The organism is Patescibacteria group bacterium, from assembly GCA_041650995.1.
In the GTDB taxonomy this organism is placed as follows: Bacteria; Patescibacteriota; Patescibacteriia; order XYB2-FULL-38-15; family XYB2-FULL-38-15; genus JAHIRI01.
Map to the genome: position 1 here is coordinate 507767 of JBAZJZ010000001.1, position 17897 is coordinate 525663.

The following is a 17897-nucleotide window of genomic DNA, read 5'->3' on the forward strand; positions in this document are numbered from 1 at the left end:
TGGCATTAAAGTCAGCAACTACGGGAGTTTCAGTCTCTTCTGGCGCGGCAGAAAACTGCCGCCAGACAAGGTAACCTCCGCCGCCAAGAATTAAAACTAAAATTCCCGCGGCCAAAATTAAAAGTATTTTCTTCTTACCCGAACCCCCGCTCTCTTCTCCAACATCTTCTGGGGTTGCGCCAACCGGAGCGGCGCCTCCGGGCATGCCGGGCACGGTCGGCGAAAGAGCGCCAGACGGTCTTAAGGTTTCGGGTTTTGTCGGCTCAACGCCGGCAAACATATCTTCTGGTTCTTTGTCAAACATAATTTTTAATATTAATTTTAATTTATCTTACGGTAAAGTAAATACTGCGTTCTCCGCCAATACTTTCGATTGGCGGCGCTGGTGCCGGAATAACTGGTGAGGAATCAAGTCCAAAGTCAACCGTACCGTCTAAATTATAAGTAACATTATAATTACCACTCGGCGTTCCACTCACATAAACAATTCTGAGATGATGCCGGCCTCTTGATAAGGTGTTTACTGCTGCAAACGTTGATCGACAAACTTCATCACCCCACGCACAAACTCTCCACTGGACAACTTTATGATTATCAATGTAAACGTCGAAAATATCATCGTCGACGCCAGTGACGCGTAAATTTACTGTCGCACAATTTGTCTCGCCGTCCATACAACCATCAACATTACTATTATCATTTGGATCGCAAGCGTCAATTATTCCGTCATTATCAGCATCCGGATTTCTCGCACCGCTAGGCCCATATTTTCTATTGTCGCAAGCTTGGCCAGCGGCGCAAGTGATAGCACAAGATGCCGGACTACAAGTCGGCGCGGCTAAATCATATGGTTTTGCCCAAGGATTTGAAGTATCAACGCAGATCCAATTCGCGGGATAGGCCGGTAAATGGCTATCGCACTGCTCTGTTCCATTAACTGTACCATCGCCGCAAGTCGGACCGCTTGCAGTTCGCAAGGTGCATTCGCGGCTGCAATAATTGCAAGTTGAACCATATGGCGCCGTGCACGGCGTGCCATTGACCGCATCTCCGGAATCGCACGCCTCTATTCCGGCTCTTGTAAACCCGTCGCCGCAACGGGAACTTTGACAATTAACGCAAGCATCAGTATTTATGTCATTACCATCGTCACATTGTTCGCCACCCTGCACAATTCCGTCACCACATTCCCCTGTCACGGTGCAAGAGCTCCAGCCTTCGTCTTGCCAACGGCATTGTCTTATATCACCAGGTATTTCACAATTTAAAGTTCTGACCCTTGGATAACCCGTTCCTGTCTCTGGGGCACATAACAGACATTCCTCACCTGACCCGCAATCCGCGTTACTTTCACAAATTACAGTATAATAGCTAGGAAGGATTGGACTTTCTGGACTTAAATATTCCTCAACCGGAACACAAACACCTCTTGAGGAAATTTGATTTCTATCACACTCCTCTTGCGGTTCATCCACCACTGTATTCCCACAATATGGCGCCGAGCCAACACAACCCGCGGCGCAATACGGCGTGCCGTCAGGTTTTTTTCCATATCGGCCATTATCCGCTCCATCGTCGCACCGTTCACCGTAAGCACTTTGCAAAATTCCATCACCACAATAACCGCCGCTCATTCGGCAAACCGTGGAGCACTGATATTGATTTGTCGGCAATGTCCCGCCACCCGGAATTCTTCCCCCTCCCGGTCCGCGGTCGCAGGCTTCGCCAGTATCAATAATTCCATTACCACAAGTGGCAAGACATGTCCCCCAATCATTCCAGCGGCAAGTAGCTAAATTACAAGTACGGCTTTGGCGGCCGTTTGCGCCGCTCGAGGCGGTACAAACTTGTTCGTTAACGCGGCATGTTCCGCCGCCACAATCCGCGTCAGTCCGGCAAGAAATTGTCGGATCATTAGAGCACGTATTTGCCAAACTTGGTTCGCATTCTTCGCTGGCGTTAATTATTCCGTCGCCGCAAATTCCGCCCACGCTGTAAATTGTGTTATTGCAAACGTCTTCATATTGGATTCTTGACGGATGCGCTGCCCGGAACCAATGCCAGCTTGGATTTGTTTCCGGAGGAATCATGTATTCTAAATCACTACCAATATTATAAAATCCCGTTTCTGACTCATAACGATATTGATAAATATGCGATAAGCCTGGGCAAACGTAAGACTCTCCACTTGTATTCCAGCAAGTATCGGCGCTGTAAGGATCCAGACAACCTTGAAATTTATTTAATGGGTCAGTCGGCAAGCCGCCGCCGAGCTCCTGGCCAAGGGTTGCCCAAGAGTCCCATTTGCTAGTGGAAATCCCGCGGACATACGAACCCGCTTCCAATTTTGGCGGATAGCCTCGCATGGCCATATATCTTTCCACTGCCTCTTTAATTTTATCCAAATCAGATAAACGCTGGACATCGCGCGCCAGTTTATCTTTTGGCGAATCACATAAAAATTGTGTCGGAGTTTGTGGACAATCTAAATCCGCTGAACAAGAAATTACCGCGCCATCCGCATCTCGCGCCACGACTCCCTCGGCGTTACGGCACACTTTGTTGTTCGCCAAATTAATATTAAATTTCCAATTATCCACTAACTGATTATAAATATCAATCGTGTCTTGGCTCGCGCCTTCATTATATGAAATTAAATAAACATTTGTATAAATATCCGGTTCGGAACCAGAACCGTCCGCACCTCTCGGTTGATTGGCCGCTGAAACATAAATCGTCCGGCCGTCTTCCGCCGCTTGATATTGGTCAATTGTTTTTCCGCCCGAAGCTGATGGCCTGAATCCCTGAGCTAAATACCAATCAAACAAAGCCAGGTGATTTTTGTTTGTGTAAATTCTAATGCCAATCGCGTCAGACGAGCTTTGACATGAGCCGCCCCCTGGGGCGCAAGGACTTTCCGTGTTGCAAGGAAGTTTGGAAAGAGTGCAGTAACTTCCGCCGACAAACAAGAAATATTCCCTGAGCAAAAAATCTGTCGAGCCGACAGGCGCGGGCGGATTATTTACAACCGGCGGATCGCTAATTGTCGGCAAATCGTCGCCAAAACCAATTTCTCCCCTATCCTGACAATAATATGTTTCAAAGTTATATGTTTCATCAATCAATGCTTCCCCGGTCACACCAAACCTGTCTGGCCACGGATTTTCACAAAGGAAAACTGTTATGTCGGCTCCGCTGCTTATAACTTTCCCCACGGTGCGCGGCGACAAAACTGTATCCGTCGTAATTTTTGCCGAAACCAAAATTCTTGCTTCGCCATTTTTATTTTGCGCTGTCGCTGTCTGGCGCTCGCTAAATTGGCAAATACCCCCTGAACCACAATCACTATTTCTATTACATCTAGTTCCTGTTTCAACGCAAGATCCCTCGGGAACCAAGTCAACTACAGTTAAATCGTTGGACAACCAATCCTGCCATTCCCAGTAATAAACATCCGGAAGGCGAGAAAGCATTCTCCCTCGCGCGTCACGGGCCGTGGCAAGAAATTCATGAGTTTCTTCGCTTCGCGTAAAGACATAAGAAGCGGGAGAAACTACTACTTGGCTCAAAGCACAAATACTGCTTCCAGTTTCAAAATCCCACCGATAAATTTCCCTGCCACTATAAGCTTCTGGATATTCACCATACAACCTTCCGCCTCCCAAAGCCACACCTTTTGAATTTCTAATTCCTTTAATTTCCGGCGATCCGGGATTATCACCTAAAAGTAAAACTCTATACCTGCGTCCGCCGTCAAAAGCTTTAGTCGGGCTAAAGCTTGCTTCGGTCACCAAATCACTGCCCTTACTTACAACTGTAGATGACGCCGTTCCTGGCCAGACACACCATGGAGAGGGCGGAGCGGCGCTCACTGGCCGGCCAAACAATGCTTGGCTTAACTGGTTAATTACATTTTTAACTTGACTCAAAATTTCTAAATCTTTTTCTATTTTGGAAATCGGCTTGATTAATAATCTCGCGATCGGCACTGGCAGCCATTTTTTTATTTTTTGAACAAAGTGGAAACCACCCGTTTCTTCTCCGGTCCACAAAGCCAGAGAAGTTGTCCCCTCAGGGCACGCGCCGCCGTAATCGCCAACCACTAAAATATTCCCTGTTATGCTTGCCGTTTCCATTATTTGATCAAAAGTCACGGAAATTTTAGCATTGCGGCAGACATCAACCGCTCCGGATTCACAAGCAGTTGCGCCATCCCGAGTAGGATCGCAGTTTGCTACTTTCGGTTTAAAATAGCAGCAAGTATTCCGACCCACTCCTAGCACACAATCAGCATCACTTGTGCAGGTTTGCGAAGTCGTCCCCTCGCACACATGAGATGGCATACATGACAAATGAATCGCTCCACAATCTTGTCCGCCGCAGCGCAAAGTTAAATCACCGCTATCAGATTTTCCTTCGGTCTCAGCAAAAATTTCCGTAGTGCTGGAATTTACTCCGGCAGCCACAGCTTCTGGCGCAAGATCAATTGCTGTTGCCGTTTGGTATGGATCAATTCTCGTATCTCTAACTGTTCCCTCGTTTAAACAAGTTACGCTGCAACCATCACCAGAAACCGCGTTCCCGTCATCACAATCTTCGCCGCGTTCTACTGAACGATTTCCGCAAACTCCCCCGCCGGCTACAGATCCTTCGTGCTGACAGATATTATTACATCCGTCGCCCGAACGAGTATTTCCGTCGTCGCAGTCCTCGCCCACGTCAATAACTCTATTGCCACAATGAGTTGATCCTTCATTTAAACAAGCTCCCGCTCCGCCGCAGGGCGTACCAATTCCTGGCGGACAGCCAGTGCACCCGTCGAGAGAAACTGTGTTGCCGTCATCACAATCTTCGCCAAATTCTTTTACACTATTTCCGCAAGACGGATAATTATTGTTATTTGTAATCGTCGCTACTCCCGGATCGGCCGAAGTCCATCTCCAATTGTAGTCCATAACAGAAAGACGCTGACCGATCGGACTGCAAAGATCTGGATTACTAAAAGGCGTGGAAGAATAATTTTGTGTTTCGCCGATAAAATTTAAAATTGCATTTTGCGGATTAACCACGACACGATCCACAGTGCAAGGATTGGTATCATCTTTAGTCTTGAAAGACCAAGAGTATGAATTTGGACTCCCGACCGGATAATTTAAATCAGTCAAATGAACACCGCTTGCTGATGTTACATCATCGGAAATTACCGCGCGATAAAAAGTATTGGGTAAAAATAGTGTGCCTGCGGGTGGAGCAATTATTAATTTCTTTGTCGTATCATTATAAGAAAGACCCAAAGGAAGAACTTCTGTCAACGGCCGTGTCCCTTCATTTAAACAAGTTATTGTGTTACAACCTGCGGGAAATGGCGAACCATCACAATCCTCACCCTCTTCAATAATTCCATTGCCACAATTTGGTCCGAGATTTCCCTCATTTAAACAGGTTACGCGATTACAACGCTCCGGAAACGGCACGCCATCGCAATCTTCTCCTGTCTCCCGGCGGTCATTACCGCAATATGATCCATAACGCGCGTTTGATCCTTCATTTAAACAAGTCTCACTGCAACCATCACCAGAAACCGCATTCCCGTCATCACAATCTTCGCCTGGCTCAAGCACACCATTACCACATTTCCAAATATAAAGATGAACATTCGCCGCGCTCTCCACGCTCGCCCGATTCATATTTGTATTAAATTCCGCGCCGATTTCCGCGTTAATACAAGCGTCGCTGCAATTCGGCCAACTATCTTTTACCTTTGGATCAGTAAAATCTATGGTCAAATTTCCCGAGCCAGACTTTATTTCACTCGGAATCTCGCCAGTAATCCGAACCGGCGAGCCAACTTCTGTTTCTGCCCGAGCTGTAGCAATGGTACGCGGAGTCGCACTGATTGCAACTACTGCCCTTATAATATCTGATGAAGTCCAGCGCCAATCATACGGACTACAGTCAATAGTTAGACAAACATCACCGGCGGCGTAACAAAGGCCATTATAATCTTGCGTCGCGTCAACACTCGTCAATGTCATTTCATAAGGCAAAACTCCCACCAAACCAATCGCGCAAGTTTCGTCACTGTCGCGAGTTTTAAATTGCCAAACATAGTCCCCGCCTTCCACACCGTCTCGATCGCCGTCCAAGAAAAATCCTCCGTCCGGACATCCGACGCCGCCGAGACAACTTTTTATTCCTGTGCCTGCAGCCACATCACTTTTTAAAGTTACTTGATACCAAGTATTTCGCGCCCAGCTGGTTGCAGGTTGAAAAACAAAACCATCCCGATCAGAAGAAATGGCCTCATGTTGAGGATAAAGCGCTCGCGCGGGTTTTATAGTTCTGGCTACACATGTTTGGTCAGCGCACTCTTCTACTAAAATATTTTCACTATTTATTGACGCTGAATTTATTTTTGTCGTAAAATGAGCTCTAACCTCGGCGTTAACACAAACCCGGTCTCCGCCATCTCGTCCAATCCAGGGCGAGGGAGAAGGCGGTGGCGGTGGCGGATTACTACAACTTTCCACCACTTGCGGATAAATCGGAAGCTGACCAGTAGAAAATTGCCAGAAATAATATCCTCTACCAGCGGCAGCCGCGCAAGCCACGGCGCAACTGCCATCGCGGCAGCATTGCTCCCCCGAAGGACAAGCCGCGCCCGCGCGGCAATCTTGAACTATAAAATTAACGCTATTACCCGTGGCTCCCCCGGAAGTAATATTAACCGGACCAGTTTGGGCTCCTGTTGGCACGGCCGTAGAAATCTCTGTGCCATCAATCGGCGTAACCGTCGCGGGAGTCGCGCGATAAAAATTAACTAAAGCGGACGCTCCAAATCTCTCTCCATCAATTCTCACCGGTAAATCAATCGGCCCGTTATCTAGAGTAATTTTACAAATGCCCGGCCCGGCCGTCCCTATATCAACCGTAAAATCTGAGGTGGTTAAATCACTTGTATCATCAGACTGGCCGCCCGCGGTTCCCGCGGTTGTAATTTTCAAAACATCTGTTACCGCACCGGCCGGTACCTTTACAATAATTTGATCATTTTTCCACCAATCTGCGCCGCAAGCCGCGGGAAAATCAGTCGCGGCTAAAATATCCGCGCCCAAAGCGTTCTTAAAAAATACCTGACCAGTCGCGTCCCCGAAATTGGCGCCGAAAATCGTCACATACTCGCCCACCGGTCCGTGCGTCGGAGAAAAACTTAAAATTCTCGGAGCGGCGGCCGTCGCGACAACTCTAAAATTAATTGGATTGCTATTTTGTCCGCCAACCACGACCTGAGCCGGAATGGTCGCCGGAGCAATTAAAGGGACAACCGCGCCAATACTTGTGGCCGTCCAAAGAATAACTCGTTCGGCTCGCGTACCGCCAAAAAGAATTTCACTTGTTCCTTGTGTTCCGCCAAATTGTGTGCCGGCAACAACGACTTCGAAACGGGGTTCTCCGCTGTCTGGCGTGATGGAACAAATTCCCGGCCGGCTTGTATCATTCACATCAAAATTCGGCAAAACCGGACCGCGTTCATCATCAGTTTGGTCAGTGTAGTCGGCCGCAGTCGCGCCGGTTGGCGGTGGAACAACAACTTTAATCGGACCATCAGTCGCACCCGCGGGCACAACCACAATAATCTGATTATTTTGCCATGTGGCTGAAGCGGGACAAGCAGGCGACCCAGCTAATACAGTATTAAAATAAACCTGTCCGAGGACATCGCCAAAACCTTCCCCATAAATTGTCACATAATTTCCCACTGCGCCGTCATTTGGCAAAACCGCGGTAATTGTAGGCAATGTTCGGCAAACCCCGCCAATGCACGTGCCGCTTCGGCAGTCGGCGCCGCTCGTGCAAGATCCTCCATCACAAGTTCCGCAATCAGCTCCGCCGCAATCAAGTCCGGTTTCGTCTCCATCTTGGCTACCATTAAAACAATGTGCCGCTCGGACAATAACATCCACGCCGCCGGAAGTCGTATTATTTGAATCAATATCAAAAGCTTTAGCAGTTAAAGTATGCCGCGAACCAGCCACGATGCCGGTCGTATCCCAGTCAAAAATTGAAGAATAATCACGCGGCGTTGGGCCACTTGGCGCGTCTGTGCCGAGCGTTCCGCCATTTGAAAAATATTCCAAATAAGAAACTCCCGCATCATCAGTGGCGTGCGCTTCAATTGAAACTATTACGTCCGCGGAAACCGATTGCCCCGGATCAGGATAAGTAATTCTCACTTCCGGTCCGGTCACGTCAACTAAATTTCCTGTTGTAAAATTGGCAATACAATTTGGCGCGAGCCCGCCGCAAACCAAATTTCTGCCATCAGCGCTTCTGAGCCCTGTTGTCGCTTCCACGGTAAATTCCGTATCCCCATCAAAACACTTTCTATCTTCATTCGGCGCCGGACAATTAGCGCTCGGAGTAAATTCCACGACCGTGCCGGAAGCACTCGCCGTTCCGTCCACCAAACTTCCGTCAGTCGTTTTTTTCACGGTTAAATTTCCAGTTAAAGTTGTCGCGTCAACATCTTTATTAAAGACAACCCGCACAACAACATTACGAATTGGAATCGCGCCATTCGGCTGAATACCGCGAATAACAAAAGAGTCTGAAGGCAAACCACCGCCGCCTCCGCCTCCACCGCCGCCTCCGCCTCCACCGCCGGGAGTTATGCCAGTCGCTTCCATTAATCTATTTAAAACAAACTGGGTAATCCCAAAAGAAAAAATAATAATAATCAAACCAATCACGCCGTTTACCAAAATCTTTTTTGCCTTACTGATTCTTTCTTCATTGCCGGCTGCCGTCATCCAAACAAAACCGCCGTATAAAACAATGGCCACAGCCACAATTCCCAAAAACCCAAGCGCCACGCGAATAATCTGCGCTGCGACAACTCGAGGATCTTGGGTTGGCAAAGCGATTTCATTCCCCACTTCGTTCACGCCAAAATCCTGGGCAAAAATCGTTGTAGCAAATAAAAATCCACTTGTGATTAAAAACAAGGTGAAAAGGATTTTTAAAATTTTTCTCTCGTGTGGTTTCATAATCTGGCCACACTAAAAATTATTGATAACCTGAAACTTTAAACTTTTTTGTTATTCTAAATCTATTTTAATGTGAATGTCTTAATAATCTGTTTGATTTCATCGGCAATCACAGACCATTTTTGGTTCTCCATCCCCGGCGCTCCTGCAAAATCTCCCGCGCCCTGGTAATAAAATGCGTATTGATTATTTTCTTTAATAAAAGTATGAGGATAATCAATATTTTCCGGATCATTTTTGTCTTCCAATCTTACAATATCAATTTTTATCCAACGATCTTTGTTTATTTTGGAAACGAGATCCATCGCCTTCACAATTTTATCCGCCCCAAGATTTAGGACATCTTTTTCTTCAATCGCTCCCCACTCCACGGGAAAAACCAATGAAAATCCATATTCACTATTTGTATAGGTGGTGGGTGTCGTAGCTGGTTTTAAAGTTAACTTAAAAGAATCGCTCTTTGCTTCATCCGGGGCGCAAAATACGCCGTTTACCCAACTCAATTGATATTCTTGATTTTCATCAAGCGAAACCACGACAAACTCGCTCGGCCAACTTTCCATCTCACCTGTCGGTTCATAAATGATTTCAAAATTTCCGCCAGCATCAACTTTATCTCCTCCGGTCAAATTTGACGCCATACTCAAACAACTCGGATCCATTTCGGAAACTGGAAATAGCCAAACTGTATAATTCGGCGTAGCTTTTCCCGTAATTTTTATACCTTCCGGAGAATTTTCCACTGTTGCTCCGCTTAACGGTGAAGTTACAGTCGGTTTAACAATTGTGGTTTGGACCGAAGCCGATTCTGGCACAGTTGGCTCGGCTTCTTTTGATTCCATATTTTGCCACCAATAAACTCCCCCGCCGACGATAAGAGCCGTGAGAACCACGGAAATTAACACCGCAATGACGGGAAATTTTTTAGGACTGGCTGGCTGCGTGATCGGCTGGTTTTCCATAAAATTTTAAATTATAAATTTATTCTATTGGCCACGTGCAACCCGCGCCAGTTGGGTCAGTACAACTTGTTCCCCCGGCCGGGCCAATTGGCTCATAAAAACAATTTTGATAAATATCTTTTATTCTATGCGTTGCCCGCGGAAAATATCTTACAAGCCGCTCAAGAACATCTTCCCCATCGCAAGTCGGCGCCGGAGCGGGCGCCACGGTACTTTCAATAAAATTTCCATGGTAAATTATGGCTTTGTGTTTTTCCGGCGTTCCTCCACGCGGTGTGGGCGTGCCAAGAGCGTCTGTCCCCTCTCCCCCCAAAGTAAACCAAATCGCGCATTTTTCTTGCTCGTTGTCGTCCAAAATAATATTCTCCGAAGAAAAACTTGTCACACTCATTTGTTTGCTAAACTGCATTTCAACAGGCGCATCGAGCGGGACATCGCCTACCTCCGCCGGCACATTGGGCGGACCGGGTTTTACCGCTTCAATCCGCGGCGGAATTAAATCAATTGTATTATTGGTAGAAAAATCCCAAGGATAATTATCAGCGGTCGGTCCTTCGGCCGTGCCGTTTCCATTGCCATCCAAAGAATTGCCGACGACATCGGTCGTGCCGGTGTAGGGCATTTCCGCTTCCGGCGGAGTTGTGCCAAGCCGCGCGGCTTTTACGGTCACGGCAATATCCGCATCAGAGGGCAAACAGAAAACATCGCCGCCGCAAGAATTTGTTCCGCACCGAAAATCCGTTGTAAATTCTATTGTTTTATATTGATTGCCAATTGCCCAAGTACCGGCAACCGGCCCGGGAACTGGCACTCCGTCGGCCAAAACTTCAATTTTATCAAATCCTTCTGAAGTTTTTCCGGCCACGGTCGTTGGATCCATGGCTTCATCAAAATTTACTTGTACTAAAATATTTCTGGCATTTTCTGTCCCATCTCCCGGAATCACGCTTTCCACTTTTGGCGGCGTAACATCAACAAAAGTGCTTACTTCAAAATCCCAGGCGTATCCATCGCCAAACGCGCCGGTGAACGCATCGCCTCCGTCGGCCTTTTTCAATCCAGGTTTCAATGCTACCGTATACCAAATATTTTCCGACGGACTTCCTAAAAGTTCCGCGGGATCAAAAGTGAAATTTTTCAAATCAGTGGTAAAACCGACTCTTGCCTGATTTGGCTGCAAAAAATTCTCTGGTTGTGGCGCGCCCGGCGTCGGCGGCGTACCGTATTCACCTTGAAGTGATTGATAAATTCTGATATTTTCACTTTTTATCGGTAAAATCGTAGCTGACGTAATAAGTACTCCCCCGAGCGTGTCATCACCAGGATTGGCTGGATCGTTAATTTCATAACCTTCAATAATCGTATCCAATGCCATCGGTTCTTTAAAAGTAATAATTACTTTCGTATTTCTCGCGATGCCCGTGCCGCCGCGCGGCGGATAATGACTTTCAATAATGCTGTTGCCGAGCGCTCCGCTGTAACGGCCCACTGCCGGCGGACCAGTCGGCCCTCCTCCGGGACCACCTCCGCCCGTAAGCGCACCTATTAAAGTATTTAAAACAAATTGCGTAATGCCAAAAGCCATTAAGATAATAACTAAACCAATTATTCCGTTCGTCAAAATCTTTTTGGCCGTGGCAATTTTTTCTTCATTCCCGGCCGAGGTCATCCATACAAATCCGCCGTAAAGAACAATGCCCACCGCGATGATTCCCAAAAAACCGAGCGCCACTCTTACGATTTTAGCGGCGATAACTCGAGGATCGCCTTCTACTAAATTAATCTGATTACCCACTTCATTCAAACCAAAATTTTGAGCTAAAGCTATTTGGACAAATAAAAGACTGACCGCGAGGACGGCTAAACAAGCTAAAATCTTTAACGCTTTTTTAACTTGCATGTGCGGCAAAGTTAAATTTTTTACTTTTGCGTTTTTGTTTTGGTTTACTTTTTCTCTAAAAATTCTTTCACCATTTTACTTACCGCGTCTCCGCTTGCTCTTCCGCCGGCCGCCTTCATCACCGCGCCCATTACTTTTCCAAAATCTCCCGGGCCAGAAGCGCCGAGCTCTTTAATTTTTTCTTCAACGATTTTTCTGAGCTCATCTTCCGGAAGTTCTGCCGGCAAATATTTTGCCAAAATTTCCATTTCTGATTTTTCTTTTGACGCTAGCTCAGCCCGCCCGCCTTTTTCGTAATCAGCGATCGAGTCTTTGTGTTTTTTGACTTCGGAATTTATGACCTTTATTACTTCATCATCTCCAAATTCTTTTCTTCCGCCGGCAATTTCCGCGTTCAAAATCGCGGCCCGAAGCAGGCCGAGGGTGGAAACCACGGCTTCATTCTTTTCTTTTCGGGCACCAACAAAATCTTTTTCGATTTGTTCTTTCAAAATCATGGTAGAGAACAAACTTACCTTCTAAATTTATTTCTTGTTTCAAACTCGTCTTTGAGTTTGCCGATTTTTTTCAAGTATTCGCGTTTTTTTTTGATTTCCTCGCGGCGAAGCGCTGAAGCGCGCTGCAAATTGCGGCTTTTTCCTGATGTATGGAATCTGATTTTTTTCGCTTGCAATAATTTTCCGCTTTGCTGAACGCGACGGCTAAATCTCCTCATCATGCTTTCAAAAGTTTCTCCCCTTTTTCTTTTTACTTCTTGAGCCATTCTTTCACCTCTCTTTCTTAAGATTATGATTATTTTATTATATGATAAATTTAATTATTTGACCACACCGTTTGTTAATTTCTTTTTCATTTCCTGAACAATCTTAACAAAATCCACGATTTCTTGAGAACCACCCTCCATATCCCTAATGATAATTGTGCCATCAAGCACTTCTTTTTGACCTAAAAGCAACGCGTACTTCGCGCCAAGCTTATTGGCAATTTCAAGCTGCTTTTTTAATCCCTCTTTAGTCAAGCCATGAGTAATATAAAATCCGGCACGACGCAAATCCTCAATCAGGGCAAAACTTTTCTTTCTCGCTTGTTCACCAAGCTGCGCCAAGAAAATATCCGGAACGGTAAGTGGAGGAACTTCAATGTTGTTTTCTTTTATTTTCAAAATCAACCGTTCCACGCCGAGCGCCACGCCGCAAGCCGGAGTAGGTCGACCACCCAAAATCTCAACCAGGTTGTCATATCTCCCCCCTCCACCCAAAGCTTCTAATTTTTGGTCCGTAGCCTGATTTTCTTCAGAAAAAAATTCAAAAACGGTTTTAGTGTAATAATCCAGGCCGCGCACAAGATATGGGTTCAAATTATAAGGAACAGCCGCGTCGTCAAGATATTCCAAAACTCGAACAAAATGATTTTTACAATCATCACAAAGATAATCAACAATTTGCGGCGCACCTTCTTTCAACGGCTCACAACCCGCTTCTTTACAATCTAAAATGCGCAAAGGATTTTTAATTAATCTTTTTTTACATTCTTCGCAAAGCGAGCTCCGGCGCTCGCGATAATAATTTACTAATTTATTTTTATAAGACTCACGGCACTTGGAGCAACCAATGCTATTTATCTGAACATTAATTTTTAATCCCAAAGACTGGATCAAGTTGTAGGTTAAAAAAATTATTTCCGCGTCAATCACAGCATTGCCATCACCCAAAGATTCAAAGCCAAACTGATGGAACGATCGAAGCCGGCCAGCTTGCGGACGTTCATGGCGAAACATCGGACCAAAATAAAAGAATTTTACCGGTTGCGGAAGATTTATCATGCCATGCTGAACATAAGCTCTCGCGATAGAAGCCGTTGCTTCGGGCCGCAGACATACATTTTCTCCGCCGCGATCAGTAAAGGTAAACATTTCCTTGCCAACAATGTCTGTTTCTCCGCCAACCGCCCGGTTAAATAAAGCTGTTTCTTCCAAAATCGGCGTCTCAATAAATTCATAACCGTAATTATTAGAAAAATTTTCCGCCCGAGTTTTAACTAAATGCCAATACTTATATTCTCCCGGCAAAAGATCTTTCATCCCCCGAAGCGTCTGAAAAACTCTTGTTTTTTGCGGACCAACAGCTTTACCTTTTTTCTGCTTTTTAACCGCTACTCGCGGCTTTTTTGCTTTTTTTTGAATTTTTACTTTTTTTGCCATACTTAATTACTGATTATACTCGGGTGTTTCAAAAACTTTTAACTTATTGAATGGCCAACCCCTAAACCACACCTTACCAACAATACTTTCTCTTTTAATCGGGCCAAAACTTCTTGAATCAAAACTCGCCAGACGGTTGTCGCCCATTATAAAATACTCGTCCATACCAAGAGAAATCGTCCGATCACCAAAAGTTTTAACATCATCATCTAAATAGTCTTCTTCAAGGCGTAATCCTTCTCGATTTTCGCTGTTAAAAACCGTAATTTTTCCGTCTTTTATTTCCAGCGTCTCGTTAGGTAAACCAAGAATTCTTTTTATAAAATACTGGCTCGGGTCCCGCGGATATTTGAAAACCACAATATCTCCCCTTTCCGGTTCGTTAAAGCGATAACTTATTTCATTAATAATCAAATATTCATGATCGAAAAAATTCGGCTCCATGGACGCGCCCTTGACGTAAAACGGCTGGATTAAAAAATATCGCACCGGCACGATGATGGCCAGAGAAATCAAAATCACCTTTATTATTTCCAACGTATACTCTGTAAAACGCTTTATAGTATTTTCTTTTTTAATTTGATTTCCGGATTCTACCGGCGGTTCAGCTTGTTCGGGTAAATTTTTATTTAATATTGGCATAATTTATTAACGTTAAATTAATATCAGGAAATTTTTTTGGTGGACGATGGAGGATTCGAACCTCCGACCTTTCGAATGTGAATCGAACGCTCTAACCAGCTGAGCTAATCGTCCGCAAGGGACGAAGTAACAAAATTTAAGCAAGACTCTCTTGCCTTTACCAAATTTATATTTTAATATCCACATTATAGCACGCGAACTTTATAAAAGCAAGTTATTTTTTATACCCGAAATATAGTCGATTTTAACTTAAAAAATATTAAAATTTCGCCTTTTACTGATTTTGTTATATAATGGAAAAATACCAAATAATTTTTACCTCAAAAAATAATGAAGATAAATCTCCTGGAAAAAAATCTAGCGCCAACTCCCAAAAAGGGTCTGTCTATTTTCTGGAAATCGGCGATTGCCTGCGCGGTTATCGCCCCGCTTTTTTTGGTTCAGACAACTTTCTTAAAAGGAAATTTCAATCCCTTTTTAAAAATTGGCGCGGCGCTGCAAACTTTTGAATTTAGCAACATTACCGAGTGGGTTAGCCAGATTGGAAAGTTAATCAGAAGCGAAGATAAAATTTTAAATGGAGAAAAAGACGGCCGAATAAATTTTTTACTGCTGGGCATGGGCGGGGCGGGACACGATGGCGCGTATCTTACCGACACAATGATTGTTGCCAGCTTCCAGCCCAAAGAAAAAAAAGTTGCCATGATTTCCATCCCCCGCGATTTAGCTGTTCCCATGTCTGGCTACGGCTGGCGGAAAATAAATAATGTTAACGCTTTTGCCGAAGCCAAAGAAAAAGGCAGCGGCGGTGAAGCTGCTATGGCGGTTGTAAGTGAAGTATTGGATATTCCTATACATTATTATATACGAGCCGATTTCCAGGGCTTTGAAACTTTAATTGATAAACTGGGTGGAGTTTCTGTATATGTTGACCGATCTTTCACTGACTACAAATATCCGACTGCCGACGAAAAATATCAAACTCTTACCTTTGAAGAAGGCTGGCAAACAATGGACGGCGATACGGCTTTAAAATTCGTCCGCTCCCGCCATGGCACGAATGGCGAAGCATCAGATTTCGCTCGAAGCAGGCGCCAGCAAAAAATTCTCGTGGCCTTAAAAGAAAAAATTCTTTCTTTCAGCACACTTTTAAATCCCATTAAAATCCAAAGTATTTTTGACGCAGTAAAAAATTCCATTGATACAAATATGGAAATGTGGGAAATTGTGCGAATGAGCCACTTGGCGCGCGACGTTGATACGGAAAAAATTATCCATCAAGTTTTAACCGCCGATCAAGAAGGACTGCTTGTGGCCGCGAACATTGACGGCGCCTATGTCCTGGAACCGCGGGCGGGAAATTTCAGTGAAATACAATTTTTAGTAAAAAATATTTTTAATGTCGCCTCTGAAATAAATTTTGAAGATAAACCCAAACCAACTTACCTTGAAATTCAAAATGGAACAAAGATAGCTGGCTTAGCTTCACGCACTGCTGAAATGCTCAAAAAATTTGATTACAAAATATCAAAAGTAAGTAACGCCGCCGAACAAAACCATGAAAAGACCATTATTTACGATCTGACCGAAGGGGCAAAAAATGACAACCTGAATTTTTTAAAAGAAAAATTAAACGCTGAGGTTTCTCTTTCTATTCCCTCATGGCTTACAAATTCAACTACTCCTGGAGAAATCGCCCTTTTTGATTCTTCTACAACGGCGGCAAATAATTCAACTGACTTTTTAATTATCCTTGGTAAAAACGTCACTTTCTAAATAACCATGAAATTTACTGTTGCTATTGTTGGCCGAGCCAACGTGGGAAAATCAACCCTCTTTAATCGCCTGCTTGAACGGCCGAAAGCAATTGTCTCCCCCCTGGCCGGAACAACTCGCGATCGAAATTACGGTCAAGCTCGTTGGCGCGGCCGTGATTTTGAAGTTGTTGATACCGGCGGTCTGGAAGCTGCGGAATTTTTTTCTGGAGGCATAAAAAAACAAGTGGATATTGCCATCCAAAAAGCCGACCTGGCGCTTTTTTTGGTTGATTTAAAAGATGGCCTTATGCCTCAAGACCGCGCCATCGCGAAATTTTTAAAAAAATTAAAAAAACCTGTTCTCCTGGTTGGCAACAAAGCTGATACACCGAAACTTTTTGACGAAGTAGAAAATAAAGAATGGTTAAAACTTACTTTCGGAAAACCCCTGGCCGTTTCCGCCGCGAATGGCGCCGGAACGGGAGATCTGCTTGATAAAATTTTTAAATTTTTAAAAAAAGAAAAATTTGACGAAAAAACACCTGAAGAAATCTCCGCCGTGACACCGATTAAAGTGGCAATTGTGGGAAAACCAAACGCCGGAAAATCTTCGCTTCTAAACTCACTTTTGGGAGAAGAGAGAGTTCTCGTCAGTGAAGTTCCTTTTACCACCCGCGAACCGCAGGATATGATTTTGCTTTATCGAGATCAACCATTTCTTTTAATTGACACTGTGGGAATGAGAAAGAAGGCGCGAATTGATCCTGGCTTGGAAAAAGTTGGTGTCCGAAGAAGCATTGCCGCCCTGGATCGGGCTGATGTTATTCTTTTTATCACTGAAGCTCAAGAACAAATGACCTCGCAAGATAAACATCTCTCCGAATTGATTTTAGAAAAAAATGCCGGTCTCATCATTGTTGCCAATAAATGGGATTTGGTAAAAAAAGAAGGACCGAAAACCATGAATCTTTTTGTGGACTACTACCATCGCTTCTTCCCCTACCTCGATTGGGCGCCCGTCGTTTTTGTGTCGGCGAAGACCGGAGAAAAAGTTGGAAAAATTCTTGACCTTGTTCTTGAAATAAAAAATAAGAGAGAAAAATTTATCAAATCTGAAGATTTAAAAAAATTTCTAAAAGAAACTTTAGCCAAGCACTGGACAATTATTCATCGCCGAAAAAAATCCGGCGCGGGCGCGCGGCCAAAACTAATCAATCTTGTCCAGGAAGGGATAAACCCCCCGAAATTTCATCTCGTCACTACTTCTAAAGCAGAGCTGCCTGAAGGTTTTATAAAATTTATTGAAAAAAAATTCCGCGAACGTTTTGATTTTACCGGCACGCCAATAAAATTGGGCGTAAGACATATCAAAAAAAATAAAGAATAATA

General features: G+C 44.7%; 9 protein-coding genes and 1 tRNA gene. 2 read left to right on the forward strand and 8 right to left on the reverse strand.

Going from position 1 to position 17897, the window contains the following annotated elements; genetic code table 11:
• Positions 1 to 326: 326 nt before the first annotated feature.
• From WC445_02785 to WC445_02820, 8 genes are all read right to left on the reverse strand, one after another.
• Complete coding sequence (locus tag WC445_02785) at positions 327 to 9047, reverse strand: DUF4215 domain-containing protein (protein MFA5128872.1); 8721 nt, start codon at positions 9045 to 9047, stop codon at positions 327 to 329.
• A gap of 62 nt (positions 9048 to 9109) precedes the next feature.
• Complete coding sequence (locus WC445_02790) at positions 9110 to 10009, reverse strand: hypothetical protein (GenBank protein ID MFA5128873.1); 900 nt, start codon at positions 10007 to 10009, stop codon at positions 9110 to 9112.
• 19 nt (positions 10010 to 10028) lie between these two features.
• Entirely contained in the window at positions 10029 to 11909 is a 1881-nt protein-coding gene (locus WC445_02795) for an Ig-like domain-containing protein (protein MFA5128874.1), read from the reverse strand.
• 44 nt (positions 11910 to 11953) lie between these two features.
• Entirely contained in the window at positions 11954 to 12406 is a 453-nt protein-coding gene (locus WC445_02800; protein MFA5128875.1) for a GatB/YqeY domain-containing protein, read from the reverse strand.
• 14 nt (positions 12407 to 12420) lie between these two features.
• On the reverse strand, positions 12421 to 12672 hold the full coding sequence (locus tag WC445_02805; protein ID MFA5128876.1) for a hypothetical protein: 252 nt from the start codon (positions 12670 to 12672) through the stop codon (positions 12421 to 12423).
• Between the two features lie 54 nt (positions 12673 to 12726).
• On the reverse strand, positions 12727 to 14109 hold the full coding sequence (gene hisS / locus WC445_02810; GenBank protein ID MFA5128877.1) for a histidine--tRNA ligase: 1383 nt from the start codon (positions 14107 to 14109) through the stop codon (positions 12727 to 12729).
• Between the two features lie 6 nt (positions 14110 to 14115).
• Positions 14116 to 14751 carry a signal peptidase I gene (gene lepB / locus WC445_02815; protein MFA5128878.1) on the reverse strand — a complete coding sequence of 212 codons (636 nt, stop codon included), beginning with the start codon at positions 14749 to 14751 and terminating at the stop codon, positions 14116 to 14118.
• A gap of 37 nt (positions 14752 to 14788) precedes the next feature.
• Positions 14789 to 14865, reverse strand: a tRNA-Val gene (locus tag WC445_02820).
• A 216-nt stretch (positions 14866 to 15081) separates the two neighbouring features.
• On the opposite strand from WC445_02820, the gene WC445_02825 reads away from it, so the two are divergent.
• Both WC445_02825 and der read left to right on the forward strand, forming a co-directional pair.
• Positions 15082 to 16527 (forward strand): LCP family protein, encoded by a 1446-nt coding sequence (locus WC445_02825; GenBank protein ID MFA5128879.1) that lies wholly within the window; start codon positions 15082 to 15084, stop codon positions 16525 to 16527.
• 6 nt (positions 16528 to 16533) lie between these two features.
• Complete coding sequence (gene der, locus WC445_02830) at positions 16534 to 17895, forward strand: ribosome biogenesis GTPase Der (GenBank protein ID MFA5128880.1); 1362 nt, start codon at positions 16534 to 16536, stop codon at positions 17893 to 17895.
• Positions 17896 to 17897 lie beyond the last annotated feature (2 nt).